This window comes from Streptomyces sp. NPDC024632 (assembly GCF_055559175.1).
Map to the genome: position 1 here is coordinate 114,652 of NZ_JBVHLD010000022.1, position 26,288 is coordinate 140,939.

General features: G+C 70.9%; 28 protein-coding genes and 4 pseudogenes. 13 read left to right on the plus strand and 19 right to left on the minus strand.

Annotation, left to right across the window (positions count from 1 at the left end):
- Nucleotides 1–135: 135 nt before the first annotated feature.
- From ACZ37P_RS34000 to ACZ37P_RS34010, 3 genes and pseudogenes are all read right to left on the minus strand, one after another.
- Complete coding sequence (locus ACZ37P_RS34000; protein WP_391164289.1) at nt 136–2,013, minus strand: FN3 associated domain-containing protein; 1,878 nt, start codon at nt 2,011–2,013, stop codon at nt 136–138.
- Between the two features lie 135 nt (nt 2,014–2,148).
- Nucleotides 2,149–2,517: pseudogene (locus tag ACZ37P_RS34005) on the minus strand (hypothetical protein); the annotation flags it as partial.
- 334 nt (nt 2,518–2,851) lie between these two features.
- Nucleotides 2,852–3,703 (minus strand): alpha/beta fold hydrolase, encoded by an 852-nt coding sequence (locus tag ACZ37P_RS34010; protein WP_467350254.1) that lies wholly within the window; start codon nt 3,701–3,703, stop codon nt 2,852–2,854.
- 101 nt (nt 3,704–3,804) lie between these two features.
- On the opposite strand from ACZ37P_RS34010, the gene ACZ37P_RS34015 reads away from it, so the two are divergent.
- Nucleotides 3,805–4,227, plus strand: coding sequence for a winged helix-turn-helix transcriptional regulator (locus ACZ37P_RS34015; RefSeq protein WP_402712651.1), 423 nt, complete (start codon nt 3,805–3,807; stop codon nt 4,225–4,227).
- A gap of 34 nt (nt 4,228–4,261) precedes the next feature.
- On the opposite strand, the gene ACZ37P_RS34020 is transcribed toward ACZ37P_RS34015, so the two are convergent.
- A complete protein-coding gene (locus ACZ37P_RS34020) occupies nt 4,262–4,828 on the minus strand; it encodes a TetR/AcrR family transcriptional regulator (protein WP_467350256.1) in 567 nt (188 codons plus the stop codon).
- A 110-nt stretch (nt 4,829–4,938) separates the two neighbouring features.
- Here ACZ37P_RS34020 and ACZ37P_RS34025 point away from each other — a divergent pair, with 110 nt between their 5' ends.
- Nucleotides 4,939–5,862 carry an NmrA/HSCARG family protein gene (locus ACZ37P_RS34025; RefSeq protein ID WP_467350257.1) on the plus strand — a complete coding sequence of 308 codons (924 nt, stop codon included), beginning with the start codon at nt 4,939–4,941 and terminating at the stop codon, nt 5,860–5,862.
- A 64-nt stretch (nt 5,863–5,926) separates the two neighbouring features.
- Here the strand turns inward: ACZ37P_RS34025 and ACZ37P_RS34030 are convergent, their stop codons facing one another.
- Both ACZ37P_RS34030 and ACZ37P_RS34035 read right to left on the minus strand, forming a co-directional pair.
- Nucleotides 5,927–6,238 (minus strand): hypothetical protein, encoded by a 312-nt coding sequence (locus ACZ37P_RS34030; RefSeq protein ID WP_467350259.1) that lies wholly within the window; start codon nt 6,236–6,238, stop codon nt 5,927–5,929.
- 106 nt (nt 6,239–6,344) lie between these two features.
- On the minus strand, nt 6,345–6,572 hold the full coding sequence (locus tag ACZ37P_RS34035; protein ID WP_467350261.1) for a hypothetical protein: 228 nt from the start codon (nt 6,570–6,572) through the stop codon (nt 6,345–6,347).
- Between the two features lie 132 nt (nt 6,573–6,704).
- Here ACZ37P_RS34035 and ACZ37P_RS34040 point away from each other — a divergent pair, with 132 nt between their 5' ends.
- A complete protein-coding gene (locus ACZ37P_RS34040; RefSeq protein WP_391164260.1) occupies nt 6,705–7,190 on the plus strand; it encodes a GNAT family N-acetyltransferase in 486 nt (161 codons plus the stop codon).
- Here the strand turns inward: ACZ37P_RS34040 and ACZ37P_RS34045 are convergent.
- Nucleotides 7,180–7,623, minus strand: coding sequence for a glutaredoxin domain-containing protein (locus ACZ37P_RS34045; protein WP_391164261.1), 444 nt, complete (start codon nt 7,621–7,623; stop codon nt 7,180–7,182). The two genes, ACZ37P_RS34040 and ACZ37P_RS34045, sit on opposite strands and share 11 nt — an antisense overlap.
- 175 nt (nt 7,624–7,798) lie before the next feature.
- Between ACZ37P_RS34045 and ACZ37P_RS34050 the strand changes: the two genes are divergently transcribed.
- Nucleotides 7,799–8,329, plus strand: coding sequence for a GNAT family N-acetyltransferase (locus ACZ37P_RS34050; RefSeq protein ID WP_391052441.1), 531 nt, complete (start codon nt 7,799–7,801; stop codon nt 8,327–8,329).
- A gap of 36 nt (nt 8,330–8,365) precedes the next feature.
- Here ACZ37P_RS34050 and ACZ37P_RS34055 read toward each other — a convergent pair whose 3' ends face one another.
- The gene (locus ACZ37P_RS34055) at nt 8,366–8,860 is read right to left on the minus strand and encodes a MarR family winged helix-turn-helix transcriptional regulator (RefSeq protein WP_401314568.1); all 495 of its coding nucleotides are present in this window, start codon (nt 8,858–8,860) and stop codon (nt 8,366–8,368) included.
- A gap of 91 nt (nt 8,861–8,951) precedes the next feature.
- Here ACZ37P_RS34055 and ACZ37P_RS34060 point away from each other — a divergent pair, with 91 nt between their 5' ends.
- From ACZ37P_RS34060 to ACZ37P_RS34070, 3 genes are all read left to right on the plus strand, one after another.
- Entirely contained in the window at nt 8,952–9,818 is an 867-nt protein-coding gene (locus tag ACZ37P_RS34060; RefSeq protein ID WP_467350265.1) for a haloalkane dehalogenase, read from the plus strand.
- Between the two features lie 216 nt (nt 9,819–10,034).
- Entirely contained in the window at nt 10,035–10,928 is an 894-nt protein-coding gene (locus ACZ37P_RS34065; RefSeq protein WP_467350266.1) for a Vgb family protein, read from the plus strand.
- Nucleotides 10,929–11,074: 146 nt separating this feature from the next.
- Entirely contained in the window at nt 11,075–11,980 is a 906-nt protein-coding gene (locus ACZ37P_RS34070) for an aminoglycoside phosphotransferase family protein (protein ID WP_467350299.1), read from the plus strand.
- Between the two features lie 78 nt (nt 11,981–12,058).
- Here the strand turns inward: ACZ37P_RS34070 and ACZ37P_RS34075 are convergent.
- Nucleotides 12,059–12,265 (minus strand): annotated as a pseudogene (locus tag ACZ37P_RS34075) (response regulator transcription factor); the annotation flags it as partial.
- A pseudogene (locus ACZ37P_RS34080) lies at nt 12,253–12,414 on the minus strand (sensor histidine kinase); the annotation flags it as partial. The pseudogenes ACZ37P_RS34080 and ACZ37P_RS34075, both read right to left, overlap by 13 nt.
- 89 nt (nt 12,415–12,503) lie before the next feature.
- Here ACZ37P_RS34080 and ACZ37P_RS34085 point away from each other — a divergent pair.
- Entirely contained in the window at nt 12,504–13,703 is a 1,200-nt protein-coding gene (locus tag ACZ37P_RS34085) for an anhydro-N-acetylmuramic acid kinase (protein ID WP_355347564.1), read from the plus strand.
- Between the two features lie 115 nt (nt 13,704–13,818).
- Here ACZ37P_RS34085 and ACZ37P_RS34090 read toward each other — a convergent pair whose 3' ends face one another.
- Nucleotides 13,819–14,172, minus strand: a complete 354-nt coding sequence (locus ACZ37P_RS34090) for a VOC family protein (protein ID WP_467350301.1) — start codon at nt 14,170–14,172, stop codon at nt 13,819–13,821.
- Here ACZ37P_RS34090 and ACZ37P_RS34095 point away from each other — a divergent pair.
- A pseudogene (locus ACZ37P_RS34095) lies at nt 14,137–14,439 on the plus strand (MarR family winged helix-turn-helix transcriptional regulator); the annotation flags it as partial. The gene ACZ37P_RS34090 and the pseudogene ACZ37P_RS34095 sit on opposite strands and share 36 nt — an antisense overlap.
- 80 nt (nt 14,440–14,519) lie before the next feature.
- Here ACZ37P_RS34095 and ACZ37P_RS34100 read toward each other — a convergent pair.
- From ACZ37P_RS34100 to ACZ37P_RS34125, 6 genes are all read right to left on the minus strand, one after another.
- Nucleotides 14,520–15,362 (minus strand): alpha/beta fold hydrolase, encoded by an 843-nt coding sequence (locus ACZ37P_RS34100; protein WP_467350267.1) that lies wholly within the window; start codon nt 15,360–15,362, stop codon nt 14,520–14,522.
- 89 nt (nt 15,363–15,451) lie between these two features.
- Nucleotides 15,452–15,919 (minus strand): STAS domain-containing protein, encoded by a 468-nt coding sequence (locus ACZ37P_RS34105; RefSeq protein WP_467350269.1) that lies wholly within the window; start codon nt 15,917–15,919, stop codon nt 15,452–15,454.
- Complete coding sequence (locus ACZ37P_RS34110) at nt 15,828–16,232, minus strand: glutaminase (RefSeq protein ID WP_467350271.1); 405 nt, start codon at nt 16,230–16,232, stop codon at nt 15,828–15,830. Before ACZ37P_RS34110 ends, ACZ37P_RS34105 begins: the two co-directional genes overlap by 92 nt.
- Before the next feature lie 135 nt (nt 16,233–16,367).
- The gene (locus ACZ37P_RS34115; RefSeq protein WP_467350273.1) at nt 16,368–17,027 is read right to left on the minus strand and encodes an NADPH-dependent F420 reductase; all 660 of its coding nucleotides are present in this window, start codon (nt 17,025–17,027) and stop codon (nt 16,368–16,370) included.
- The gene (locus ACZ37P_RS34120) at nt 17,024–18,094 is read right to left on the minus strand and encodes an LLM class flavin-dependent oxidoreductase (protein ID WP_391164271.1); all 1,071 of its coding nucleotides are present in this window, start codon (nt 18,092–18,094) and stop codon (nt 17,024–17,026) included. Before ACZ37P_RS34120 ends, ACZ37P_RS34115 begins: the two co-directional genes overlap by 4 nt.
- Before the next feature lie 854 nt (nt 18,095–18,948).
- Entirely contained in the window at nt 18,949–19,917 is a 969-nt protein-coding gene (locus tag ACZ37P_RS34125) for a zinc-binding dehydrogenase (RefSeq protein WP_467350275.1), read from the minus strand.
- A gap of 77 nt (nt 19,918–19,994) precedes the next feature.
- Here ACZ37P_RS34125 and ACZ37P_RS34130 point away from each other — a divergent pair, with 77 nt between their 5' ends.
- Nucleotides 19,995–20,675 carry a TetR/AcrR family transcriptional regulator gene (locus ACZ37P_RS34130; RefSeq protein WP_391164274.1) on the plus strand — a complete coding sequence of 227 codons (681 nt, stop codon included), beginning with the start codon at nt 19,995–19,997 and terminating at the stop codon, nt 20,673–20,675.
- A 413-nt stretch (nt 20,676–21,088) separates the two neighbouring features.
- On the opposite strand, the gene ACZ37P_RS34135 is transcribed toward ACZ37P_RS34130, so the two are convergent.
- Entirely contained in the window at nt 21,089–21,841 is a 753-nt protein-coding gene (locus ACZ37P_RS34135; protein ID WP_467350277.1) for an SDR family NAD(P)-dependent oxidoreductase, read from the minus strand.
- Nucleotides 21,842–21,954: 113 nt separating this feature from the next.
- Here ACZ37P_RS34135 and ACZ37P_RS34140 point away from each other — a divergent pair, with 113 nt between their 5' ends.
- Nucleotides 21,955–22,914: an AraC family transcriptional regulator gene (locus ACZ37P_RS34140; protein ID WP_467350279.1), complete on the plus strand. Its 960-nt coding sequence runs from the start codon at nt 21,955–21,957 to the stop codon at nt 22,912–22,914.
- Between the two features lie 142 nt (nt 22,915–23,056).
- On the plus strand, nt 23,057–23,524 hold the full coding sequence (locus ACZ37P_RS34145; protein ID WP_391052476.1) for a MarR family winged helix-turn-helix transcriptional regulator: 468 nt from the start codon (nt 23,057–23,059) through the stop codon (nt 23,522–23,524).
- Between the two features lie 186 nt (nt 23,525–23,710).
- Here ACZ37P_RS34145 and ACZ37P_RS34150 read toward each other — a convergent pair whose 3' ends face one another.
- Entirely contained in the window at nt 23,711–24,733 is a 1,023-nt protein-coding gene (locus tag ACZ37P_RS34150) for a MurR/RpiR family transcriptional regulator (RefSeq protein WP_355347579.1), read from the minus strand.
- 264 nt (nt 24,734–24,997) lie between these two features.
- Here ACZ37P_RS34150 and ACZ37P_RS34155 point away from each other — a divergent pair, with 264 nt between their 5' ends.
- Nucleotides 24,998–26,287 carry a sugar ABC transporter substrate-binding protein gene (locus ACZ37P_RS34155; RefSeq protein ID WP_355347582.1) on the plus strand — a complete coding sequence of 430 codons (1,290 nt, stop codon included), beginning with the start codon at nt 24,998–25,000 and terminating at the stop codon, nt 26,285–26,287.
- The last annotated feature ends 1 nt before the right edge of the window (nt 26,288 follow it).

Genomic DNA, 26,288 nt, shown 5'->3' on the forward strand with positions numbered 1-26,288 from the left:
ACAGCAATCACCTGCGCGGTCATGGCACCCCCCCCCCCCCCCCCCCCCTCCTCTCCCCCCCCCCCCCCCCCCCCCCCCCCCCCCCCCCCCCCCCCCCCCCCGTCACCGTGGGTTCACGGTGAGGGGATCAGCGGGTCACGGATAGGACACGACATTGCTGGGGGTGGTGTTGGACGCGGTGACCGCTCCGGTGTCGTTGATGACGTGGGTGATGGTGCCCACGCCGCCGAGCGAGACGGTCAGCGCGCTGTGGAATTTCACGCCGGAGGTGTTGGGCACCTCGAACGCGTGGTAGCTGTTCACCGCCGGGTTGACGTTGAAGTAGCAGTAGCTGCCGAGCCCCCACGCCTCATGGGTGGTGACGTTCGCGCCGACCTTGTAGGCGGCGTATCCGTTCTGCCCGTTGGGGTTGACCCAGGCGGCCTGGTTCGGCGGGTCGTACGGCATCTCGTTCTGGAAGAAGATCGTCTTGCCGCCCTGGCCGTTCCAGACGACCTCGTACTTCTGGTAGTGCTCGACGAACAGTCCGGTCGCGAGCACATTGGCGCCGTTGACGATCAGACCGGTGTCGGCGGTGTTGGACGTCCAGCCGACGCCGCTGCCGTGGTCGGCGCGCCAGGCCCAGATGTGGTCGATGATCGTGTTGGCGCTGTTCACGATGAGGCTGGTGGTGGCCTTGCCCGCGACCTGGCCGCCGATCCGGAAGAAGACGTCCTGGATGGTGGTCGGGTTGGCGGCGTGGCTCGCGGTGGAGCCGGAGGGGCCGACGGTCAGCAGCGCGGCGGAGTTGGTGGTGCCCGCGTCGAAGAGCAGACCCTTGAGGCGTACGCCGTCCACGTCGGCGACCTGCATGGCGTTGACGCCGTTGTCGGGCACGAACGTCGGGTAGCCGATGCCGAGGATGGTGGTGTTGGCCTTGGTCACGTTGAGCGTCTGGTTGAGGTGGTAGACGCCGGGGGTGACGAAGAGGTTGCAGCCCTGGGACAGGGCGGTGTTGATGGTCGCGGCCGTGTCCCCGGCCTTGACCACGTAGAACTGGCTCATCGGCAGCGAGGTGCCGGGGGTGCTGCCGTTGGCCCAGCTCGGTCCGGACGCGTTGGTGCGCAGCGACGGCAGGAAGACCCGGTACTTGCCCGCGCTGTCGACGTACAGGTACGGCACGTCACGGGAGACCGGGGTGGTGGCCAGCGTGGTCTCCGGCGGGTTCGGGAAGGTGTTGGCCGGGGCGCCGTTGACACCGGAGAAGACCATGTTCCACACGCCGCCCGCCCAGCTCCCGAGGTTGCTGTCGCGGGTGTACCACTGCTGCTGCGAGACGGACGCGGCCTGGCCGCTGACCTTGGTGTCGGCGATGTAGCCGCCGCTGGCGTAGCCGTAGCTGGCCGGGTAGAGCGCGAGCCCGCCGTGCACGTCGATCCGGCGGAAGGGCGCGGCCTGCGCGACGGCCCACCGGTCGGTGCCGCTGGAGGGGTTGATCGCCAGATTCTCCGCGGACCGCCAGAAGTTCTGGGTCGCGTTGCCCGCGTCGGAGGCGTTGAAGGCGTCCACGGTGACGTCACCGTTGATCGTGACGTCGTCGGGGTTCTGGCCGAGACCGGCCACCGAGGTGTAGAAGCCGACGTTGTCGGACACGTTGTACGTGCCCGGCTTGAAGAGCTGCGCGACCCGGTTGTTGCTGAACTGCGCGGTCTGGGTGTCCTTCTGCTGCGCGAACTGCGCGTCGAGCTGCGCCTGGATGGTGGCGCTGGACATCGACGGGTCGTAAATGTGGACGTTCGACCCGAAGTTGGGAGTGTCCGACTGTGTCGGGCAGCTCGCCGAGGTCGAGCCGATGGTGTAACTGGCGGTGGCCACGGCCGAGTTGGTGGACCCGGACTTGATGCCGATCGCCTTGACCGTGGTGCTCGCCGAGATGTTCAGCGGCGCGCTGTAGAGCGTGGAGGAGGCGGTCGGCGTGGAGCCGTCCAGCGTGTAGCGGATGCTCGCGCCCGAAGTGGCGTCGGATATCGTCACGCTCTGCGCCGAGCTGAAGGTGCCGCCCGCCGGGCTGAACGTCGGCGTGGCGACGGTCGTTCCGGTGCCGCCGGTGCCGCCTCCGGTCGTACTCCCGCTGCCCTGGGTGTACGAGAAGTGCGGCGTGTCGTACTGCGGGCCGCTCTTCTCGTACGTGAACCAGTAATCGAGCACGGTGCCGGTGGTCAGCGAGCTGACGGTCTGGGTCCAGACGCCCGCGTTGTTGGTCATCCGGACGTTCTGCTGATTCGCGCCGTTGACCAGGTAGTGGACATCGACGTAGGCGGCGGCCGTGGTGGGCTTGAACGTGATCTGGGCCTGCGTGGAGTTCAGTTGGGCGACGCTCTGCGTGTAGTCGGACGCGTCCGCCGAGGCGGTGCCGACGGTCTGGGTGAGGCCGATGATCCCGGCCAGAACGAGGACGAGGGCCCCGAGCAGGGCGACCACGCGTCGCTGCCGACGCGGCGTGCCCTCGGTACGGGCCGGGAGGATGGATCTGCGCATGTGTGGGGGTCCTTTCGCCTGGGTTCGCGAAGTGAACACCAGGGTCAGCGCGGAGATGTGGGGGTGGATCGCGCTCGGCACTGCACATTCAGAGCCAAGGTCCCGCCTTGGCCCTTTGATTCAGTCTCTTGAAAACGCTCTCAATCTGCGGATGGCGGTAATCCCGAATCCGTAAGGCAGTGTCAAGTGGCCATGGCGAGCCGTCAAGCACATGCACCGGATTCACACAGTGAACGATTCGAGTGGGGCGTGCGGGAGACGTGGGGTCCGTGGTGCGCCGCCCAGGTCACGCCTCGTCCGCGGTCATCCCTGCCCCCGCTCACGCCCGCCCCGGTCACGCCCTGCCCGCGTCGTCGCGGGCCAGGAACGGGCGCAGGAGCGCGAGCAGGGCGCGCGGCCGGTGCAGCGGGATGATGTGGCCGCAGTCCTCGATGAGGTGTGCGGTGAGATCGTCGGCCAGCGGGCGCAGTTGGTGTGCGAGCACGTCGCCGACCGGCTGGGCGCCCAGGGCCATCGTCGGCACCGTCAGGCGGTGGGCGGCGACCGCCTCACCGATCCGCGCCGCGCTCTCGGGCAGGGCGCGGTAGTACGAGAACGCGCGGCTCAACGCCTCGCGGCCGGTGTACGCGCGCACGAACGCGTCCCGAAGTGCGGGGCGCACTCCCTCACCGAGCGTGCCGGAGCGCAGGAACCAGTCGACGTACTCGGCTTCGTGACCCTCCAGCACGGTCTCGGCGAGGCCGGGCGCCGCGCGGTGGAAGCCGAACCACCACGGCGGTCCGGCGGCGAGGAAGTCCTCGGCGCCGGGCAGCGCGCCCAGCAGGGATTCCATGACGACCAGGCGGCGGACGAGGCCGGGGTGGCGCAGGGCGAGGAGGAAGGCCGCGGGGGCGCCCGCGTCGATGCCCACCACCGCGGCGGACGACACGCCGAGCGCGGCGAGGAGCGCCGCGGCGTCCTCGGCCAGGGTGCCCGCGTCGTAACCGGACGGGGCAGGACCACTCGCGCCGAAGCCGCGCAGGTCGGGCGCGATGACGCGGTAGCGGCCGGACAGATCGGCCATGACGTCCGTCCACACCTCCCAGGTGTGCGGGAAGCCGTGCAGCAGCAGGACGGCGGGACCCGATCCGGCGAGGGCGACGTTCAGTTCGACACCGTTGACGGGCACGCGGCGCAGTTCGGGCATGACGGGACTCCAGGAGTGGTAACCAATGGTGACAAGATCACGCTAGGGAACTAAGCTGGTCCGCCCAAGACGGCACTTTCCCCTCAGGTGGTGAGCCCCAGGTGACCACGTCCGGGCCCGACGCACCGGGCACGTACGGGCCGCGGCCCGGCGACCGCGGTGACCTGCTGGATCCGCGCTGCCCGACCCGCCAACTGCTCGACCGCATCGGCACCAAGTGGACGTCGATGGCGGTCAAGACGCTGGCCGAGCAGGCTCCGGGCGAGGTCCGCTTCGCCGAACTGCGGCGCCGCATCCCCGGCATCTCGCAGAAGATGCTGTCCGCCACCTTGCAGAGCCTGGTCCGCGACGGCCTGGTCACGCGCCGCGTGGAACCGACGGTGCCGCCCGCCGTCCACTACCGCCTCACCGACCTCGGCCTGTCCCTCGAACACCCCCTCGCCGCCCTGCGCGACTGGGCCGAGACCCACATGCCGGAGATCGACCGCAACAACCGGCTCGCCGACGGGCCGTCTCCCGACTAGGGCCCGCGCGGCCGACGGCGACAGGCGCCGTTGCTCAGCGCTGGGGGCTCAGGCCAGCCACCGACAGGTCGAAGAGTTGGCGGGCGCGGGCGGCCGGGTCGGGGGCGTGCTCCGTGGCCAGGGCGATGCCGACCAGCAGGGTGATCAGGTCGAGGGCGGTGACGTCCTTGGCCACCACGCCGTCCCGCGCGGCGCGGCGGAGCAGCGGGCCCGCCGCTTCTTCGAGCGTGGCCGAGCAACTGTTGTTGTGCACCGGGTCGACTCCGGCGGCGTTGTAGGACAGCGCGGTGGCCAGGCCGCGCGCGGAGACGCAGTAGGTGAGGACGTCGCCGAGCCACTCCAGCAGCGCGCCGCGGCTCTCGCCTTCGCCGGTCAGCTCGTGCGCGCGGACGCGCAGGGCCTCGATCCGCTCCCGGGAGACCGCCTCCAGCAGCGCTTGGCGGGTGGGGAAGTGCCGCCGCACGGTCGCGGAGCCGACCCCCGCCGTGCGGGCGATCTGTTCCAGCGAGGCGTCGGCCCCGTGGGCGGCGACCTCCTGCTGGGCCACGGCGAGGATGCGCGTGTAGTTGCGCCGGGCGTCGGCGCGCTGGCCATCCGGCATGGCCTACCTCCATGGTTGCCAAGTGGCGGGGTCCGCCATATCGTACCTGGAAGAGAAACGGCGGGCCCCGCCGTTTAGCGTCTCCCCCGCACGAGCACCCGAGGAGCATCATGTCCGCACGCCCCGCACCGGTCCTGGTCACCGGTGCCACCGGCCGGCAGGGCGGCGCCACCGCCCGCGCCCTGCTCGCGTCCGGCGTCCCCGTCCGCGCCCTGGTCCGCGACCCTGCCGCCGACCGGGCCAAGGCCGTCGAGGCGCTCGGCGCCGAACTGGTCACCGGCGACCTGCGCGACCGCGACTCCGTGGTCCGGGCCGCCGAGGGAGTCCGCGCCGTCTTCTCCGTACAGATGCCCGAGATGACGGCGGAGAGCTTCGACTTCGAGGGAGAGGTGACGCAAGGCGTCAACCTCGTCGAGGGCGCGAAGGCCGCAGGAGTGCCGCAGTTCGTGCACACCTCCGTGACCGGCGCCGGTCAGCACACCGAGGCGCCCGGCTGGGCCGAGGGCCGCTGGCCTTACATGGAACCCGTCCTGGGCGCCAAGAGCGCGATCCAGGACGCGGTCCGCGCGGCGGGTTTCCTCCACTGGACGCTGCTCAAGCCCGGCTTCTTCATGGAGAACTTCCTTCCGTCCATGGCGTTCCTGTTCCCGCGCGGCATCGAGGGCGGCCTGGTGAGCGTCCTCAGGCCGGACACCCATCTGTCGCTGATCGCGGTGGACGACATCGGCCGCACCGCTGCGGCGGCCTTCGCCGATCCGGAGCGGTTCGACCGGGTCGAACTGGAGCTGGCGGGCGACTATCTGTCGATGACTCAGATCGCCGACGTCCTCTCGCGGGCCCTGGGCACGCACCTGCCCGCGCCGGACATGACAGAGCAGGAGGCGCTCGCCGCCGGAATGCCGGCCATGGGCGCCTCGCATGAATGGCTCAACGCGGTCGACCAGCCGGGCCGCCCGCAGTACGCGCGGGACCTCGGCATCCCGCTCACCGGCTTCGAGGAGTGGGCGCGGCAGCACATGGTGGCCGCGGCCTGAACCGCGCCCGCGAGGCGAGCGGGCCCGCACCGCGACCGGCCGGAGCCCGCGGTGAGCCGTCCCCTCAGGCGCCGGGGAGGACGGCCGCGACGACCTTGCGGATCGCGGCGGGTGTCGGCGGCGGTCCGTCGCGGTCGGCGAACAGCAGATGGCCGGCGCCGATCAGGGTCGGGGCGAGGGAGTCGACGTCCGCGTCCGGCGCGAGGCGGCCGAGGTCGCGCTCGGCACGGAGGCAGGCGGCGATCATCTCCGTGACCTGATGCAGCAGGGAGACCGCCGTCGGCATGGACCGGCGCAGGCGGGCGCGCAGGTCGTCCCGGAGCAGGATGCGCTCGGCGGCGTCGAGAAGCTGCTCCCGTACATTCCGAATGGCCACCCCTGTCGGCACCGCCCGCCCGGTGGAACTTCTCAGCATCCTCGGCCCGCAGGGTGAGCACTTCCACATCAGGGGCCGCCACCGCCCGGCCTGACGCCGGTCGGCTTCACCGCGCCTGAAGTCCGAGCTCGTCACCCGGGCGGCGACAGCAGTTCGGTGCGAAGCGCGGCGCCAACTCCCGCGCCGTGGCGACGAACGCGGCCTCGGCCGCCGCGTCGAGCGGCTGCGGCGGCTGCGTCCGCGTCGCGACCGGCCCACCGAAGAGGGTGAAGAACTCGTCCTGCCCAGCCGGAGCGCACATGCTCCGGCCGTCCGAGCCGGGCTGGGACGCCACCTGCCGCCGCCTCCTGGCGACCTGTCTGCGAGGCCCGCGGCGTGAGCCGTGACCGACCCCGATGACCCCGCGCGCCTCGGCCGGCGGAAAACCACAGGCCGCGCGGCGGCCCAACTGCCTATATTCCTGGCCATGCCCCAGATCGAACTGCTCCACCCGGACCACTCCCCCGCGCTGCTCGCCTTCGAGCGGGAGAACCGGGCCTACTTCGCCGCGACGATCCCCGATCGGGGCGACGACTTCTTCGCCCGCTTCGACGACCACCTCCGTGACCGGCTGGCCGAGCAGGAGACCGGCGCCTGCTACTTCCACGTCGTGACCGGCACCGAGGGCGACGTCCTCGGCCGGATCAATCTCGTCGACGTCGCCGACGGCGGCGCCGACCTCGGCTACCGGATCGCCGAACGCGCCGCGGGCCGGGGCCTGGCCACCTGGGCGGTACGGGAACTGTGCCGCACGGCCGCCACCGACTACGGGCTGACCGTCCTGCGCGCCGGAACCACCCTCGACAACGCGGCCTCCCGAGCCGTACTGGCCCGTACGGGCTTCACCGTCGTCGGCGAGCACCAGTTCTCCGGCCGCCCCGGCCTGACGTACCGCCGCGCCCTCACGCCGTAGCGGACGGGGAGAGCTGTTCGCGCACCCACGCGGGATCGGGGTTGGTGTACGGCCGGCCCGCGACGACGACGGTCGGGACGGTCTCATTGCCCTCGTTGACCGCCCTCACCGCCTCCGCCGCGGCCGGGTCACGCCAGATGTTGACCCAGTGCAACCGGCGGGCCCTGCGGCCGAGTCGGAAGCGCAGGCGCAGGCAGAATTTGCAGCCCGGCCGCCAGTAGACGATCGGCCGGCCGTCGGCGGCGCTGAGGCGCTGCGCCTCGGACGCGCCGATCGACCGGGGGAAGACCAGAGGCGAGTTCAGCCCCGCGAGCAGCACGAAGGCCAGCAGGAAGGTCGCGGCCCGGCCGGGGCTCCCGCCGAGGATCAGCCCCGTCGCGGCGGCCACGCCGCAGAGGACCAGCAGCATCGACAGGAACCACCCACGCATCATGATCAGGCAGCTTATCGGTGCGGTGAACCGCCTCTCGGGCCAGGCCGCGGCTCGCTCGCGTACCCCCCGGACAACCGGACGACCGGAGTCGGCCTCGCGCGCGACGCGTCGCCTTCGGTCGATGACGCCGGTATTCGGTTTGCCGTCGGCCGACGGGCTCGGATAGGAAACGTGCATGCTCAAGGGGAACAAGGTCGGGCTGAGGGCTCGGCACGCGGATGACATCCCGGTCCTGCGGACCGAGCTCTACAACGACGTGGTCAACGCCGCGCGAGCGGAGGGCGGCCCGTGGCGGCCGGTCTCGCCCGAGTCGAAGGATCCGCGGCTGTTCGTGGACGACAAGGAGGAGGGGCATGTCGCCTTCTCCGTCGTGGAGTTGGACGGCGGCGCCCTGGTCGGCACCGCGACGCTCTGGGGTATCGACACCCACAACCGGTCGGCGCACATCGGATTGGGCCTGTTGCCGTCCGCTCGCGGGAAGGGCTACGGAACGGACGTGGTCGCGGCCCTGTGCCAGTACGGCTTCGTCGTGCGCGGCCTGCACCGGTTGCAGATCGAGACACTGGCGGACAATGACGCGATGCTGCGCTCCGCCGAGCGGAACGGCTTCGTCCGCGAGGGCGTGCTGCGCTCGTCGGCGTGGGTGATGGGCGAGTTCCTGGACGAGGTCCTGCTCGGGCTCCTGGCCGCGGACTGGAAGCCGTAGCCAGGGGCTGCTAGAGGGCGCGGTCACGGGCTGGTTTCACATGTGCTGCCCGTGGTGGTCCACGACGGCGGTGAGGAGCCGGGCCAGCTCGGCGCGCTCCGGTTCGGACAGCGGGGCGAGCACCTGGTCCTCCACCTCGGTCAGCAGTCCGTCGAGCTTCAGGAGCCGGCGGCGGCCCGGCCCGGTGAGCGCGATGATGTTCTGCCGACGGTCGGCGGGGTTGGGCGAGCGTTCGAGCAGCCCGCTCTCGGCCAGTTCGTTGACGACCGCGACCATGTCGCTGCGGTAGATGCCCGTACGGCCGCTCAGCTCGGCCTGGCTGGCGGGCCCGAACTCCTCCAGGGTGGCGAGCACCGCGTAGTGCCATTTGCGGGCGCCCTCCCGCGTCAACTCCTCGTTCACCAGGCGGTCCGAGCGGATCGCGGCGAGCGACAGGAGCCGGGTCCGCAGATTCCGCAGCCGCGCCGGAGTGGCCGCGACGGTGGCCTGCGGTGCGGTCGGGGGTGCCGTATCACGTGCGCCGTTGCTCATGCCGCGATCATACCCTTTGCGTTAGTGCCACTAACGGATTATCTTCGACACGAGATAACCGTTAGTGTGACTAGCGATGCGGAGAAGCGTCATGCCCGTGACGAAGGTGCTCGATTCGACGATGTTCCACGAGGAGACGGGCAGCGGCACTCCCGTCGTCCTCCTGCACGGCAATCCCGGCTCGTCCCACCTGTGGCGCAAGGTGCTGCCCGCGATCGACCTGCCCGCCCGCCTGCTCGCGCCCGACCTGATCGGCATGGGCCGCTCGGGCAAGCCCGACGTGCCGTACCGGTTCGCCGACCACGCGCGCTACGTGGACGCGTGGTTCGACCGGCTGGACCTGGACAAGGTGGTGCTCGTCGGCCACGACTGGGGCGGGGCCCTCGCCTTCGACTGGGCGGCCCGCCACCCCGACCGGGTCCTGGGTGTGGCCTTCTTCGAGACCATCGTGCGGCCGATGTCCTGGAGCGAACTGGGCGAGGGACCGCGCTCGCGCGCCGAGACCATGCGCGGGCCGCAGGGCGAAGCCCTGGTGCTCGACCGGAACGTCTTCCTGGAGTCGGCCTTCACCGGCGGGGTGCTGCACCCGGTGGGCGAGGACGACCTGCGGGCCTACCGGGCGCCGTACCCGACGCCCGAGAGCCGCCGCCCGATCCTCGCGTGGGCCCGCTCACTGCCGCTGGACGGCGAGCCGGCCGATGTCACCGAGCGCGTCGAGCAGTACGACAAGTGGCTCGCGAGCAGCGATCAGGTCCCCAAACTGCTGCTCACCTTCGACTCCTCGCCCACCTTGCTGATCGGCCCGGAGACGGCGGACTGGTGCGCGGCGAACATCGCGGCCCTGGAGACCCGGCACTGCGGTCCCGCCGGGCACCACGCCCCGGAGGACCAGCCGCTGGCCATCGCGGACGCGATCACCGCGTGGGCGCGGCGGCACGCGGTGGTCATCGGCCGCTGAGCGCGCGGCCCGGCCGTTCCCGCGCCGGGCCCGTACGGGAAATCAGTTGCGCCCGGTGGCCTCGTGTCAGCAGGGTGCGGGGGTGATCGGGACGGGGACCGCACCGGCCACGGACGTCGGTCGAGCCGTGACCGTATCGGCGTCCCCTCCGTATCCGCCAACCGTATCCGCCATCCGTATGCGCTACCCGCATTCGCTTCCGCAGGAGGATTCGCCGTGCAGCGTTCTGAAGGCCCGGCCGTCACGGAGATCCCCGTGGCGGGCAAGGAGGCCGGCCCCTACGGCATCGCGGCAGGACCTGACGGCGCCCTGTGGCTCACCCTCGCGCAGAGCGGCAGCGTGGCGCGTCTCACCCTCGACGGCGAATTCAGCGAATTCCCGCTGGACTCGCCCGAGAGTCGCCCCACGGTCATCACTGCGGGCCCGGACCGCGCGCTGTGGTTCACCCTCCATCTGGCGAGCGCGATCGGCCGCGTCGGCACCGACGGCGCGCTGCGCTCCTACCGGCTGCCGACGCCCGACAGCGGCCCCTTCGGCATCGCCACCGGCCCCGACGGCGCGCTGTGGTTCACGCAGATGAACACCGACCGGATCGGCCGGATCACCGTCGAGGGAGAGATCACCGAGTACGCCCTTCCCGTACAGGGCGGCTGTCCCTCGGCGATCACCGAAGGCCCGGACGGGGCGCTGTGGTTCACGCTCAACCAGGCGAACGCGATCGGCCGCGTCACCGTCGAGGGCGCGGTCGACCTGTACCCCCTGCCGACTCCGGGTGCCGCGCCGGTCGGCATCGCCAGTGACGGCGCCGCCTTGTGGTTCGTCGAGATCGCGGCGGGGCAGATCGGCAGGATCACGACGGACGGGCGGATCGAGGAGTTCCCGCTCCCCGACCGTACGGCCAAACCGCACGCCGTCGTAGCGGCCGGCGTCGGGGACTGCTGGTTCACCGAATGGGGAGCCAACCGCATCGGTCACCGCGCGGCGAGCGGCGAGATCACCGCGTACGACCTGCCGACCGCTTCATCGGAGCCGCACGGCATCACCGTGGGTCCGGACGGCGCTGTCTGGGCGGCCCTGGAGGTGGGAGCCGTCGCACGGCTCGCGCCCTGAGGTGAACCGCCGCTTCGGCGGGGCCGGGCGGGTCGTCACCGGGCCCGCGCGGAAATCCCCTCGACAGACCGCGCCTCGCCCGCTGGAACAGTCGCGGTCGTCCGAGATCGCCAGCCACATCGATCGCATCGCCTCAAGGAGCCGTCCTGACCACGCAGCACACCCCGGACACCGCGGACTTCCGCCCCGCGATCGACACCGCGCTGGTACGACGGCTGGTCGACAGACAGTTCCCGCGGTGGGCCGCACTTCCCCTGGAACCGCTCGGCGCGGCCGGTTCCGATCATGTGATCCACCGGCTGGGCCGGGAGTTGTCGGTCCGCCTCCCCCGCCACCGCGGCGCCATCGGCCAGGCCGAGAAGGAGGCGCGGTGGCTGCCCCGGCTCGCCGCGCACCTGCCGCTGACCGTCCCCGTACCCGTAGCTGTCGGACGGCCCGACCTCGGCTATCCGTGGCCGTGGGCGGTCACCCGGTGGCTGGACGGCGAGGTGGCCACCGTCGAGCGGCTCGGCGAATCGGTGGGCGCGGCGGTCGAGTTGGCGGAGTTCCTGCTGGCCCTTCAGCGGCTCGCACCGCCGGACTGGGTCGCGGAAGGGCCAACGGGCCTTGCGGCAAGCCCGTTGGCCGCGCGGGACCGCGCGACCCGGGCCGCCGTCGCGAGGGTCGGCGACGCCTTCGACACGGCGGCGATGACCGGCCTGTGGGACGCGGCGCTGCGCACCCCCGCGTGGGGCCGGCCGCCGGTCTGGGTGCACGGCGACTTCCACACCGGCAATCTGCTGACCGTCGACGGCCGCCTCAGCGCGGTCATCGACTTCGGCGGCCTCGCCCTCGGTGACCCGGCCTGCGATCTGATGGTCGCCTTCACCTTGATGTCGGCCGGGAGCCGGGCCGCCTTCCGCGCCACGCTCGGCGTGGACGACGCCACCTGGACACGCGGTCGCGGCTGGGCACTGGCCACCGGCCTGAACGCCTACGTGTCCTACGCCGCCGACGATCCGCGAGTCGCCGCACAGACCACCCGCCAGATCACCCAGGCCCTCACCGGCTAGTTCCCGCACAGGGCCGCCTCACTACGACCGCAGGGTGGTGTTGTCGTGGCCCTCCGCCATCAGTGCGAGGACTTCGCGTTCGAGCGCCGCGCGCAGGCCCTCGTCCCGGAAGCCGGGCGGCATCCGGACGTCGAGCACGGCGGTGGCCGGGCGGTGTTCGAGCAGCGCGGGTAGCGCTTCGGGGCCGGTGCCGACGACGTCGACCGCCTCGTGCCCCGAGGAGGTGAGCAGCAGGACGAGCCCTTGGCGCACCAGCGCGTTGTCCTCGGCGATCACCACACGCACGGCAACTCCGCCTGGATGACGGTCGGTCCGCCGACCGGACTGGACACGGTGACCTCGCCGTCGAGCGCGGCGACCCGGCGGCCTGTGCCGAGCAGACCCGAGGCGCCGTGCTCCCCGCTCGCCGTCCGCTCGTCCACGCCGCCTCGGCCGCGTGACGGCGCGGAGCCCCGGGTGAGCGGGGAGGACACGTCCGCTCATACTGGGGCGACCGCAGACCCCGCACTCCTGGAGAAGTCACGTGATCGTCGTCGGTCTCATGTCGGGCACCTCGATGGACGGCCTGGATGTCGCCGTCGGTGAGTTCGGGTTCGACGGGGAGGTGCTGACGCTGCGGCCGCTCGGGGCCGAGGAGTACCCGTGGCCGCCCGAGACGCGGGAGCGGCTGCTCGGGCTGCTGCCGCCGTCCGCTGTCGGACTCGCCGAGGTGTGCGAGGTGGACACGCTGGTGGGGCAGGCGTCCGCGGCGGCGGTCGTCAGGGCGATCGAACGGTTCTCGGGCGGCCGGGCCGACCTCGTGGCCTCGCACGGCCAGACGGTGTTCCACTGGATCACCGACGGCCGCGCCCTCGGCACCCTGCAACTCGGCCAGCCCGCGTGGATCACCGAGGCGACCGGGCTGCCGGTGGTCTCGGACGTACGGGCCCGCGACATCGCGGCGGGCGGCCAGGGCGCGCCGCTCGCCAGCACGCTGGACACGCTGTGGCTCGCGGACGACACGTCGGCCGGTGCCGGGACCGTACCGACCCGCCGGGCCGCGCTGAACCTCGGCGGCATCGCCAATGTGACGGTGGTCGGCGGCCGGGACGAGCCGGTCGTCGCCTTCGACACCGGTCCGGCCAACTGCCTGCTCGACGCCGCCGCCCACCGCGTCACCGGGGGCCGGGCCGGGAGCGACCTCGACGGCCGCCTCGCGCTGGCCGGGACCGTACGCCCGGACCTGCTGGCCCGGCTGCTGGACGAGCCGTACTACCGGCGGGAGGCGCCGAAGTCCACCGGCCGCGAGCTGTTCAGGGCCGACTACGTCGAGCCGCGGTGCGCGGGGCTGCCGCCGGTGTCGGACGAGGATCTGATGGCGACGCTGACGGAGCTGACGGCCGTGACCGTCGCGGACGCCTGCCGCCGGTACGGGCTCACCGAGGTCGTCGCCTCCGGGGGCGGGGTGCGCAATCCGGCGCTGATGGCGGCGCTGCGCGAGCGGCTGAGCCCCGCGGTCCTCGTCACCAGTGACGAGCGCGGGCTGCCCGCGGGCGACAAGGAGGCGTATCTGATGGCGCTGCTGGGCTTCCTCACCTGGCACGGGATTCCCGGTGTGGTCCCCGGCGCGACCGGCTCCTCGACCCCGCGGGTACTGGGCCGGATCACTCCGGGCGACGCGCCGCTCCGGCTGCCGGAACCGGCCCCGAGCCCGCGCCGCCTCGCCGTCCTGCCGCCGGTCTGACCAGTACCGCCTGGCGACGGCCGACGGCCCGGGGGGGGACACGCTGGGCGGCATCACCTTGTGCGTACCGCCGTTGAGCCGTGCGCCGTTGAGCCGTGCGCCGATGAGCGGCCGATCAGGCGCGGTCGTGGAGCGTGATCTGGTAGCCGTCGGGGTCGGCGAAGGTGAACGTCCGGCCGAAGGGGCCGTCGACCGGCGCGGAGACGATGGTGTGACCGTCGGCGACGAGAGCGTCATGGACGGCCTGGACGTCGGTGGCGTGCAGCCAGATCGCGGCACCGATGCCGGGCTGGGCGACGGACGCGAGATCGGTGCCGGGAACGATGTCGCGCAGTGCGAACGCGATCGGCTTCGTCTCGAAGACGACGGCGTGCGGAGGTCCGGCCTGCGAGCGGACGAGGCCGAGGTACCGCTCGTAGAACGCCTGTGAGGCGCCGAGGTCGCGCGCGGCGCGTTCGTCACGCGGCAGTCGATGAACGTGCTGCTCCAGACCCTGGAACGGGACGGCTACGTGACCAGGCCCGCGGCGGCGCCCGTAGGGAAGGTCCTCCCCACGCGGCTCACACCGCGCGGCCGACAGAGCCTGGAGAAGGCGACCGTGGCCGTCCGTTCCGTCGAGGTGAGAATGCTGGCCGGCCTGACCGACACCGAGCAGTCAGGCGCGTTCCGGATCCTGCAAAGCATGATCCATTCCCTGCGCGACACCCAAGCCGACGGCCCATGCGGCGCTGGTTGACGCAACATCGTCTGGGAGACGCGGCTCCTGGCCACGCCTTCCAGCGCCTCGGCTCCCGCGCCGCGTCCGTCAGGCCACCGTCACTTCGAGAGGAAGTCGCGCAGCGCGGTGTTGACCTCGTCGGCGTGGGTCCAGAGCAGGCCGTGCGGTGCTCCTTCGACCTCGACGTAGTCGGCCTCGGGGAGCGCCTTGTGGAATCGGCGGCCAGTGGCGTCGATCGGGAGGATGTTGTCCTTCGTTCCGTGCAGGATCAGCGCGGGCTTGCCGCTCGCACGGACCGCCTCGACATCGGCGCGGAAGTCCTCGATCCATGCCGGGACCGCGGCGTACGCGGCCACCGGAGCGCTGAGGACCGCGACGTTCCAGCTACCGGTCACCGCCTCCTGGCTGATACGGGTGCCGAGGTTCTCGTCGAGGTTGTAGAAGTCCGCGTAGAACTGCTTGAACCAGGCGTACCGGTCCGCCTTCGCGGTCGCCGCGATGCCGTCGAACACTTCCTGCGGCACGCCGTCGGGGTTGTCGTCGCGAGCGACGAGGAACGGCTCCAGTGAGGCGAGGAAGGCGAGCTTCGCGACACGCTCATGACCGTGCCGGCTCACGTAGCGGGCGAGTTCCCCCGTGCCCATCGAGAAACCGACAAGGACGACGTCCCGCAGGTCGAGGGTCTCGAGGACCGTGTTCAGATCGGCGGCGAAGGTGTCGTAGTCGTAACCGGAGTTCACCTTCGAGGACTGGCCGAAGCCTCGGCGGTCGTAGGTGATGACCCGATAACCCTGGGCCAGCAGTTCGCGCGTCTGACGTTCCCAACTGTGCCCGTCCAGCGGGTAGCCGTGGACCAGGACGACCGGCTGCCCGGAACCCTGGTCCTCGTAGTAGAGCTCGACCGGCGTGCTGTTCTCCGTGCCGACGGTGATGTAACCCATGGTCTCTTTCCCTTTCCGGCCGACGAACCGAACGCCGACCCGTGTCTTTGAGCCCGATGGCTCGATTTCTGTGCGAGAACTCCGTTTCATCAGCGGCGAGTCGGATGATTCCCCGCTCCGCCGCCGACCGCTTCCCGTGCCGGGCCGTCCCTCGGCGGACGCACGGCCTGGTCCACGGTGTCCACGACGGTGACGCGGCCACCGTCGCCGGGATCGGGATCGGGCATGATCGATTCCGGGTCGGCGAGATACACCTCGTGACCACTCAGCGTCAGCCGACGCACGACCTCCAGCAGCACGCGCCGCGCCGCGTCGTCCATCGAATGGACCCTCGTCAGGTCCAAGGCCACCCTTACGGCCGAAGGCGGAACGGCCATGGCTTCCTGAACGACCCTCTCGGCCGCGGCGAAGCCGATGCCGCCTTGCAGTCGCAGGACCCGGAGCGCGTTCGGTCCGCTGCCCACGTCATGGTGGGACCGCACCACCGCACGCGCGGCGGCGGGGACATCCATCACACGCAGTCCCATGCCCCCGGAGAATCGTTCGAACAGGGACACCCCGCGAACGCTTCCCGTGACGATCCAGGCGTGGTGAGAACGTGGCCATGCCGATCTGTCCGGGGAGCGCGCCGATCAGGCCCCCTGCCACCCCGCTCTTCGCCGGAATGCCGACCCCGCGTGGTGACGCGCACGGAACACTGCCGGATGCAACCGTCCACGACGGCCTCGGGGTCCTCGGTGAGGCCACGCGCTCCGCCGGAAGCAGGTTCACCGCGCCGGCGAGTGCGTGCACGGTGATCGCACCAACGTTGATCATGGGATTGAGAGGGCGCAGTGCCTCTGCCCGATAGTCGGGAATGATCGGCCGCATTCGTCCTCCATGCGCAATCGGCGTCGGGCACCGCCGCACGACGGTTTGTCCGACTGTCCTTCCGCGCGGAAGGCGACGAGGTGACCGCGGTTTTCGGGCCCGGTCGAGGCGCCGCTGTTCTTCTGCGACGAGTGCTCAAGCAGCCGTGCCGGACTCGGGGGCGGCGGTGAGCGCGCGGAGCCGGTCGATCTCGACGTTGGCTCCGAAGGCGGGGGTTCCCGGCTCGAGCCGGACGCCCGCCGCAAGGCCGCCGATGGCGAGGGGGTCGAATCCGAGTGCGGTGATCAGGTCAGCGACGACGGCGAGATCCTCGGGCGAGTCCCCGGCGATCGCGATGGCCTTGCGTCCGACGGAGCCGACCGGACGGGCCCCGTCCTCGAGATCGTGGTAGCCCATGTGGTTGAGGGCTTTCACGACACGTGCGCCCGTCAGGAACCGCTGAACGGCCTCGCTTGACGACGTGTCGGGCGGGAGGATCTCGTCGCGGGGACCGTCGACCTCCCACCAGTGGTTCATCGCGTCGACGACCAGCTTGCCCTTCAGCTCCGTGACCGGGAGGTCACGGTGTTTGCCGAGCGGGAGGGCCAGGACCACCACGTCGGCGGCATCGGCGGCCCGGGCCGGCCATACGGCGGTCGCTCCGGGCGTGAGGACCCTGGCGGTGAGCGCGACCTTGGAGGGGTCGCCGGACCCGGAGATCAGGACTCGATAGCCGGCGGCGACCGCCAGGCGTGCCAGGACAGTGCCGACCTTCCCGGCTCCCAGGATTCCGACCGTGGTGACAGGGTCAGTCATCGCGTGGCTCCCGCCGAGGCCGCGGGCCGCTCGGACAGAAGTTCACGGACCCGAGGGATGACCTGGGTGCCGTACAGCTCGACCGCACGCAGGCGCGCGGAGGCCGAAACGGTGCCGGCGGCGGAGTAGATCATGTCGAACCGGCCCGCGTCCAGGACCCGGACGGCATGGGCGATCCTCGCCGCGACCGTCTCGGCCGAGCCGACGTACAGCGACCCGCGGTCCACCTCCGCGTCGAATTCCTCCCGGCGGAGCGGCGGCCAGCCGCGCTGCCTCCCGATGCGGTCGCGGATCTCCTTGTACCCGGGGTAGAAGAGCTCCTTGGCCTCTTCGTCGGTGGAGGCGACGAAGCCGGGCGAATGGGTCCCGATCGGCTGGGCCGTTGTGCCGAACTCGTCGCTGGCACGCCGGTAGAGATCCACGTAGGAAGCGAACCGGTCGGGAGCGCCGCCGATGATGGCGAGCATGAGCCGGAAGCCGTATCGCGCGGTGCGGAGCACGGACTGCGGTGTCCCGCCCACCCCTACCCAGGTGTTGAGACGTCCCGACTCCGTCTTCGGGTACACGTCGGCATCGCGCAGGGCGGCACGCGTGGTGCCGTCCCAGGTGACGGGCTTCTCGTCCAGGAGTCGATGGAAAAGGTCGATCTTCTCCTCGAACAGCACGTCGTAGTCCTTGAGGTCGTACCCGAACAGCGGGAACGACTCGGTGAAAGAACCGCGCCCGAGGATCACCTCGGCGCGGCCGTTGGAGAGCGCGTCGACCGTGGCGAACCGCTGGAACACCCGCACCGGGTCGTCCGAGGACAGCACGGTCACGCCCGAGGCGAGCCGGATGCGCCTCGTGGCCGTCGCGATGCCCGCCAGCACCGTCTCGGGACTGGAGATCGCGTACTCGGGTCGGTGGTGCTCGCCCAACGCGACGACGTCGATACCGACCTGGTCGGCGAGGACCGCTTCGGTCACCGCGGCGCGGATGGCCTGGGCGTGCGAGACGATGACGCCCTGGTCGTCCCGGGGCCGGTCCCCGAAGCTGTCGATGCCGAACTCGATTTGCGAAACGTCCATCGTGCTCACTCGCTCAACGCTTTCGTCGGGTCGGGGCATGGCGATGCGTGGCTCGTGACCGCCGGGCGGGACATCCGTCCCGGGCGACCTGTGCGCGGATTCCCCGCCGGTCAGGTGCAGCGACCGCACCGCCGTCGCTTTAGTTGACATGTAAACCATGCCACTCTCATGGTTGAGATGTCAACTAGATTCCGGTGCGACACCCTCGACAGCAGTGGATGGAGGGGAGGCGGGGCACAGACCTCCGGCCCCTGACGAGGATTCCTCGCCTGACGCGGGCCCGCATGGCCGTGCCGCCCACCGGCGGGGGCCGCTGCGGCCCCGCCGGAAGGTACTCGCTCTCACCCTCACCGTCGTCGCGATCGCGGCGACCGCGCTCGCGGCCGCTTCCGCGGCGACGGACACGCCCAAGGACACCGCGGCACCCCTGAAGTGGGAACCGTGCCCGAAAGAAGCCGCCGCGCCGCGGTTGGAGTGCGGAATCCTGCACGTCCCCCTGGACTACAGCCGGCCCGACGGCCGCCAGATCGAGATCGCGGTTTCCAGACTGGCCAGTGATCAGCCGTCCAGGCGCCGGGGTGTGCTGTTCACCAATCCGGGAGGCCCGGGCGCGGCCGGGCTCGTCTATCCCGCCAGCGCGTGGATGCTGCCGCACACCACCACCGCCAACAACGCCGCAAGGGGTGCGCGCCGAGACCAGGGCCGTGTTGTGCGGCTGCGGTCAGAGCCGCCTCCAGCCGTACTGCGACCACGCGGGGCCCTGCGGTCAGTGACACGACCGGCGCCCCGGCGCGCAGTGGGGACACCGCTCGGCTGAGTTCTCGTCAGCGGCGCCGAGAACGACTCCGCCCGCCTCACGCGCCAGAGGTCGGCCGGATGCTTCCGTCAGCCTCTGTGCGGCCGACTTCGACCACCGCCTTGCCGTGGAGCGTGCGCGTGAGGAGCCGGTCGATCGCTTCGTCGACGCGGTGCCAGGAGCCGCGCCACGCCACTGACGGAGTCAGGTCCCCCATGGCGACCCGCTCGCTCAACCAGCTGAGGTCAGGAGGCAGCGGAGCGCCGTCGAGCTGGTGGAAGGTGACGATGCTGCGGTTGTGACGCGCCGGGCCGGCGATGAGGGCACCCGGCGGGAACGACTCCGGCTCGGGAGCGACGTGCCCCAGGGCGACGAGCACCCCGTCCCGCTCCAGGAGGTCGAACGCCTCCACGAGGAGCGCGCCACCGACACACTCGACGACTCCGTACACGGATCCGGCGTACTCACTGGGGCGAGAGACCACCTCGGCGGCACCGAGAGAGCGCAGCTCGTCGGCGTACGGCGCGGCCGAGCCGGTGACGGCGACGACCGTGGCCCCGCCCATGCGCGCGAGTTGCACCGCGTAGCGTCCGACTCCCCCGGTGGCGCCCGTGACCATGACGGTTCGGCCGAGGATGGGGCCGATGCGCCGTAGCGCGCGCAGAGCGCTGTTGGCGGCGACCGGGATGGTGCTCACTCCGCCGAGATCCGCGTCCCGGGGAACCACACCGATCATCGCGGTGTCCGCGACCCTGTACTCGGCCCAGCCGTTCGCCTCGTCGAGTGTGATGACAGGCGTACCCACCGGGGGCCCGGAGCCGTCGCGTGCGGCTTCGACGACATGTCCGGCCGCTTCCCACCCCGGAATGGCACCGTCGGGCAGGTCGCGCGCGGTCACGATCTCCCCGTAGTTGAGCGAGAACGCGTCTACCTTCACCAGGACCTGGGAAGGGCCGGGCCGAGGTGGTTCGGCCTCGCCCACCCGGAGCGCCGTACCGCGTGTGTGGTCGACCATCAGTGCTCTCACGGAAGCCCTCCTCAATGTGCCACTGAGAGGCACATGCTACCAAGTGGCAGATCGAGGTTTCACGGTAGGCTGCACGCGTGGATGGCGCCAGACCGGTCGGAGGGCAGGGCGGAGCCCGGCCGGAGACACTCAGGGAGCGCAAGAAGGCGCAGACCCGCCGGGATCTGGTGGTCCATGCGCTGGAGTCCTTCACCCTTCACGGCGCGGATGCTGTCACCCTCGACGACTTGTGCCTTCAGGTGGGCGTCTCGAAGCGCACGTTCTTCCGGTACTTCACCAGCAAGGAAGACGCGGCGATGACGCCGTTGCAGGATCTGTGGCGCGAGTTCCTGCGGCGGCTGGATTCGGAGCCGCAGTCCCGCGACGCCGACGCGACAGTCCTCTCCGTCCTGCGCGACACCCTGGTCGCCTCCATCCGCGAATGTGCGGCTCGGGACGCGAACTGGACCCGGCTCACGCTCCTTGCGCTCGGGCTCGACGCCGTCCACCCGTCGTTCACCGCGCACAATCTCCGGTTCTGCGACGAGGCCGTTCAGGCTGCGCTGAGCACCCTGGCACCGGTCCTGGGCATCTCGGATGCGGACGATCCCAGGCCCAGGCTCCTGCTCGACCTCTTCCTCGTCGCCTCGCGTGACGCCCAACGAGTCTGGATGCGGCGCCCGGAAGACGGCGACAGCGCGGAAAGTCTCGTCCTTCTCCTCAACCGCACCGTCGCCGCGCTCCCGGCGAGTCTCGAACTCAAGGCGCCTCAAGACTGATCGCTCACGCGTCCACGCCGACCCTTCCCACCGCCCGGCCCGTGGCTCGGCTCGCGCCAGGAACGCGCACCACTCCGGCGCGCCCGTGCTGGCACTCGCCTCACATATCCCGCCCCGTCAGATCGACGCCGGTTTCTTCCAGGAGACGCACCCGGAACGGCTGTTCGTCGAGTGCGGCGAATACCGCGAGATGATCAGCACCTCCGAGCAGATGCCGGGGTACTGCGGAGGCGGGCGCTCTCGCACGACGGACCGTTCCCGGTCGACCTGGTGACCGACCCCGCCGCGCTGTCGATCCGCCGCACGTCTCGGCCGCTTCGGCCTTGGGGGCCGACATCGCACGCCCGGTGGCGCTTCCGTACGGGTTCGTCGGCTGCGTCGCCGAAGGCGACCTCGGGGTCGTCCCGTCCACGTCAGATCTGGTTGGCGCCGCCGTCGACGTAGATGTTCGCGCCGACGACGTAGCTGCTCTGCTCCGAGGCCAGGAAGGCCACGACCGCGGCGGCTTCCTCGGGCTGGCCCATGCGGCCCTTGGCCACGGTCGCGGCGACGTTCTCCTTGACGGCCCGGGCGGTCTCCTCGTCGCCGAAGGCGGCGGTGCCCCCGGGCGTCTCGATCCATGCCGGCGAGACCACGTTGACCCGGATGCCGCGGGTCTTGAGCTCGTTGGACCACGTCCGCGCGAAGGACCGGACGGCCGCCTTCGACGCCGCGTAGGCGCCGAACGCTTCCACGCCGCGGTCGCCGGCCGTCGAGCCGACCAGGACGACCGAGGCTCCGTCGTTGAGCAGCGGCAACGCCTTCTGCACGGTGAACAGGGTGCCTCGGACATTGACCCCGAAGGTCTGGTCGAAGTGCTCCTCGGTGGTCTGTTCCAGTGTCACGAACGCGCCGATCGCCGCGTTCGCCACGAGCACGTCCAGACCGTTGCCTCGCCCCCGGACGGCGGCGTAGAGCCGGTCCAGGTCCTCCGGCTTCGCGATGTCGCCGACGACCGCGGTGGCCCGGTCCGCTCCGATGGTCTTGACGGCGGCCTCCAGCTCGGACGCGCGGCGGCCGGTGACGAAGACGTACGCGCCCTCGTCCGCCAGCCGGACCGCGGTGGCCAGACCGATACCCGTGCTGCCCCCGGTGACCACCGCCGTCTTGCCTTCCAGCTGTCCCATGTGGATGTCTCCCTCACTGGCCCGGTGCCCATCTGTACGACATCGATACTGCGGGAGCAGTGGAGTACGATCAATGACGGATGGTCTTCCATTGTTTACGTATCGTCCAGGAGATGTCGTCGATGCTCGGGTTCGGGGATCCGGTGGCCGACGCGATCAGCCTGCTCCGGCCCCGCACGGTGATCGGGCCCAATCTCCGGGCCTCGGGAAAGTGGGCTCTGCGCTTCGACACGTTTCCTCACGTGCGGGTCGGGGGCCTCGTACGCGGCACGTGCTGGTTGATCCTCGAAGGGCACGAGCCGGTGCTCCTGCGGGAGGGTGACACCTTCATGCTGGGCAACCCGCCGCCTTACGTGCTGGCCAGCACGCTCGACGCAAGCCCGCGCCCCGCGGAGCCGGTGTGGGCGGGCGCCGACGACGGATTCGTGCGGATCGGCCCGGAGTCCGAGGAGGACCTCTACCTCTGCGTCGGGCACATCGCGTTCGACGACAGGAACGCGGCACTCCTGACCGATCTTCTGCCGCCGCTCGTGATCATCCGCGCCGGCGATCCTCATGGCGGGCGGCTCGCCCAGCTGATCGATCTCCTCGCCACCGAGGTCGGGATCACCGCCGCCGGTGGCCCGCTGGTGCAGAACCACCTCGCGCAGATCCTGCTCGTCCACATGCTCCGCGCCCACGCCGGTCAGACCGACCGGCCCACCGGCTGGCTGGGCGCCCTGAACGAGGACGGCATCGGTGCCGCCCTGCGCGCCGTGCACGCGGACGTGGCCCACTCCTGGACCCTCAAGGAGCTCGCCGAGATCAGCCACATGTCACGTTCCGCGTTCGCCCATGCCTTCAAGAGCCACGTCGGTGTCCCGCCGCTGGAGTACCTGATCCAATGGCGCATCAGCCTCGCCCGCGACGCCCTCACCCGCGACACTCTGTCGATCTCCGAGCTGGCGCGCGCCACGGGTTACCGGTCCGAGAGCGCGTTCAGCACCGCGTTCCGCCGCGTCGTCGGCTCATCGCCCGCACAGTTCCGGAACCAGGAACGGCAGTCATCACGCTCGGTCGCGAACGGAAACTGAAGGAGCCGTCCCACGCTCAGCCGACCCCGCCCGCGCTCGCGACTCATACGGCGGATCCGCGGGCCTGACGTGGGGACATCGGGTCGCGTCCTGCTTGCCACGGGATCAGGTGAGATGTCAACAACATCGATAGACTGTGCGTATGGACGTGACGCCACGCTGGCTCGAGCCGGAAGAGAAGGCCGCCTGGGACAGCTTCATCCGCATGCAGGAGACCCTCATCGGACGGCTGTCCCGCCACGTCCAGACCGACTCCGGAATGTCCGCGTCCGACTACATCGTGCTCTCCAGCCTCACCGAAAGGGGCGGGGGGCGCATGCGGTTCCTGGATCTGGCCAAATCCGTGGAGTGGGAGAAGAGCCGGATGTCCCACCAGGTCTCGCGGATGACGAAACGCGGGCTCACCGTCAGGGAGGAATGCCCCGACGACGGCCGTGGAGCATTCGTCGTCGCGACTCCCGCCGGCTACAAGGCGATCGAAGACGCCGCGCCGATGCACGTGGAGCGCGTACGGCGCCTGTTCGTCGACGCCCTGACCCCGAGTCAGCTCAGCACGCTCGCTCTGATCTCCAAGAGAATCCTGGACCACATCGAGAAGCAGCCGGACTGACCGGGCGTCACCGTCAGTTCACGTCCTGCCCGGCCGCCATGGCCTCGTCAGGTGCTTCGAAGGCGACGCGAATGGCCGCGGAGCCGGCACCGGAGCGCTGGGCTGAGGGCAGTACCGCGCACGGAGGGCGTCGGTGCAGAAGGCGGCAGGGCGGTGGCGGCGGGCGAGTCGAGCGGTGTGGCGGGGTCAGTGGTCCTCGGCTGACGCGCGTCGGCCGGGGTGGGGGTGGGGGCGGCGCTGGTGCACCACGCCGTAGGTCTGCGCGAGCGCGGCGGTCGCGCGGTCGTACGAGCGCTGGGCGATGCCGACGAACAGGCAGTCGACCACGGCCAGTTGGGCGATCCGGCTGGCGGTGGAGCCGGACCGCAGGGGCATCTCGCGGACCGCGGTGGTGAGCACCAGGTCGGCGGACCGGGTGAGCAGCGAGCCCGCGAAGTTGGTGAGGGCGATGGTGGTCGCCCCGCGCTCGGCGGCGGCCTCCAGGGGGTCGACGGTGTCCACGGTGGCGCCGGAGTGGGAGATGCCGACCGCCACGTCGTTCTTGCCGAGCAGGGCGGCGGCGGTCAGGGCCGCGTGCGCGTCCGTCCAGATGAACGCCATGAGGCCGATGCGGTGCAGTTTCTGGTGCAGGTCCTGGCCGACGAAGCCGCTCGCCCCGATGCCGAAGATGTCGATCCTGCGGGCCTGGGATATCGCCCGTACGGCCAGTTCCAGGGTGTCGAGGTCGAGGTTGGCGCCGGTCTCCTCCAGCGCCCGCGCCTCGTTGTACACGATTTTGTCCACGACCTGGGCGAGGGTGTCCGCCTCGCTGATGTCGCCGCTGGCCCGTAGCCGGTCCGCGCTCTGCGCGTCCTCGCGCGCCGCCGCTCCGGCCAGCGCCACGCGCAGGTGCGGGTAATTGCGCAGCCCGATCGTCCGGCAAAAGCGCATCACCGTCGTCACCGAGGTCTCCGCCTGCCCGGCCAGCGCCGTGCTGGACAGCCGCGCCGCCCCGGCCGGATCGCTCAGGATCGCCGCCGCGACCCGCTTCTCCGCGGGCTGGAGGGAGGGGACGGCGCCGCGGATCCTGACCAGTACGTCACCGGCGAGCGCGTCGTCGGGCGCCCGGTGCGCCGTGACGCCGGAGACGGGAGGGGCCGCCGCGGTCGGAGGGACCGCGGCGGACGCGTCCTGCGCGGTGGGCACGGGCAACAGTGCGCGCTTGGCCATGGCTTCCTCCAGATGACGTCAGCGACAGCGTAGCCCGGAGATGATGTTAAAAACGAACACTATGACCGCCGCTCGCGGTAGTTATTGACGCGTCAGGCCGTCATCTCCATACTTGCCGAATCACCGCAGCCCAAGGGCGGTCCGCAGCCGGACCGTCCGGCCATGCCGTACGCCCGGCGGGCGGGGCTGCGCGTACGGGGGACGGCGCCGCCGGGGTCCCCGTCCGACACCTCTGGCACCGCACCGCGAAGGAGACACAGCTCGATGAGATCTATGTGCAAGGCAGGCATTGCCGGGCTCACCGCGGCCGTCTTCCTGCTCACCGCGTGCGGGAACGACGGCTCGTCCTCCTCTTCCCCCTCCTCCGCCGACGGCAAGTCGCTGACCTGGTGGGTCATGAAGGGCACCAACCCGGACGCGACGGCCTTCTACGCCGCGGCGAAGAAGGAGTTCGCCGCCGAGACCGGCGCCACCTTGAAGATCCAGGAAGTGCAGTGGGCCGACGCCCACGACAAGCTGGTCCGCGCCTTCGCGGGCGGCGGCGGTCCCGACGTCTCGGAGATCGGCACCACCTGGACCCCGGAGTTCGCCGCCGCGGGCGGGCTCACCGACCTCACCCAGCAGATCGACTCCGCCGGCATCTCCAAGGACCTGATCCCCGCTCTGAAGGACTCCGCGACCTACGACGGCAAGCAGTACGGCGTCGGCTGGTACGCCGGTGTGCGGGCGATCGTCTACCGCAAGGACGTCTTCACCGAACTGGGCCTGAAGACCCCGGCCACCTGGGCCGAGCTCGAGCAGACCGTGAAGACGCTCAAGCAGAAGAAGCCCGACATGATGCCCATGCCGATCGCCGGCGCCAGCTCGTACGCCTCGGCGCCCTTCATCTGGGGTGCGGGCGGTGACTTCGCCAAGGACAGCGGCGGCAAGTGGACCGGCACCCTCGACTCGCCGCAGGCCCGGGCGGGCCTGGAGTTCTACACCAACCTCGCGCTCAAGGACGACTCCTCCAGCGTCGGCGCCTCGACCTGGAAGGAGACCGACCTGCTCGACTCCTTCGTCAAGGGCAAGGCCGCCATGGTGATCCAGGGCAACTGGACCCCGAAGACCGCGGTCGCCACCGACCCCACCCTCAAGGACAAGATCGGCGCCTTCCCGATCCCGGGCAAGGACGGCGGCATCGCGCCCGCGTTCCTCGGCGGCTCCAACCTCGCGGTCCTCAAGACCAGCAAGAACCCCGATCTGGCCTGGAAGTTCATCAAGATGATGACCACCGGCGGCCTGAGCAAGCAGTGGGCGGACCAGGCGGGTTACTTCCCCAGCACCACCACGCAGCTCAAGCAGTACGCCAACAGCCCCGACCCGCTGGTGGCGCCGTTCGCCAAGACGATGCTCGAAGCGGGCAAGAACGTGCCGAGCGCGCCGCAGTGGGGCGCCGTCGAGGGCGACCAGACCGTGACGCAGATGCTCCAGTCGATCCTTACCGGCACCTCGGTGCAGAAGGCCACCACGACAGCCTCTGACTCCATCACCAAGACGCTCCAGGGGAGCTGAC

Coding starts and splice junctions, on each gene's coding strand:
- ACZ37P_RS34140 (WP_467350279.1), top strand. CDS start 21,955: ATGTCGTCGATGCTCGGGTTCGGGGATCCGGTGGCCGACGCGATCAGC.
- ACZ37P_RS34120 (WP_391164271.1), bottom strand. CDS start 18,094: ATGGACGTTTCGCAAATCGAGTTCGGCATCGACAGCTTCGGGGACCGG.
- ACZ37P_RS34010 (WP_467350254.1), bottom strand. CDS start 3,703: ATGCCCGAACTGCGCCGCGTGCCCGTCAACGGTGTCGAACTGAACGTC.
- ACZ37P_RS34040 (WP_391164260.1), top strand. CDS start 6,705: ATGCCCCAGATCGAACTGCTCCACCCGGACCACTCCCCCGCGCTGCTC.
- ACZ37P_RS34150 (WP_355347579.1), bottom strand. CDS start 24,733: ATGGCCAAGCGCGCACTGTTGCCCGTGCCCACCGCGCAGGACGCGTCC.
- ACZ37P_RS34135 (WP_467350277.1), bottom strand. CDS start 21,841: ATGGGACAGCTGGAAGGCAAGACGGCGGTGGTCACCGGGGGCAGCACG.
- ACZ37P_RS34050 (WP_391052441.1), top strand. CDS start 7,799: ATGCTCAAGGGGAACAAGGTCGGGCTGAGGGCTCGGCACGCGGATGAC.
- ACZ37P_RS34145 (WP_391052476.1), top strand. CDS start 23,057: ATGGACGTGACGCCACGCTGGCTCGAGCCGGAAGAGAAGGCCGCCTGG.
- ACZ37P_RS34045 (WP_391164261.1), bottom strand. CDS start 7,623: ATGATGCGTGGGTGGTTCCTGTCGATGCTGCTGGTCCTCTGCGGCGTG.
- ACZ37P_RS34055 (WP_401314568.1), bottom strand. CDS start 8,860: ATGAGCAACGGCGCACGTGATACGGCACCCCCGACCGCACCGCAGGCC.
- ACZ37P_RS34115 (WP_467350273.1), bottom strand. CDS start 17,027: ATGACTGACCCTGTCACCACGGTCGGAATCCTGGGAGCCGGGAAGGTC.
- ACZ37P_RS34110 (WP_467350271.1), bottom strand. CDS start 16,232: ATGCGGCCGATCATTCCCGACTATCGGGCAGAGGCACTGCGCCCTCTC.
- ACZ37P_RS34155 (WP_355347582.1), top strand. CDS start 24,998: ATGAGATCTATGTGCAAGGCAGGCATTGCCGGGCTCACCGCGGCCGTC.
- ACZ37P_RS34100 (WP_467350267.1), bottom strand. CDS start 15,362: ATGGGTTACATCACCGTCGGCACGGAGAACAGCACGCCGGTCGAGCTC.
- ACZ37P_RS34060 (WP_467350265.1), top strand. CDS start 8,952: ATGCCCGTGACGAAGGTGCTCGATTCGACGATGTTCCACGAGGAGACG.
- ACZ37P_RS34020 (WP_467350256.1), bottom strand. CDS start 4,828: ATGCCGGATGGCCAGCGCGCCGACGCCCGGCGCAACTACACGCGCATC.
- ACZ37P_RS34025 (WP_467350257.1), top strand. CDS start 4,939: ATGTCCGCACGCCCCGCACCGGTCCTGGTCACCGGTGCCACCGGCCGG.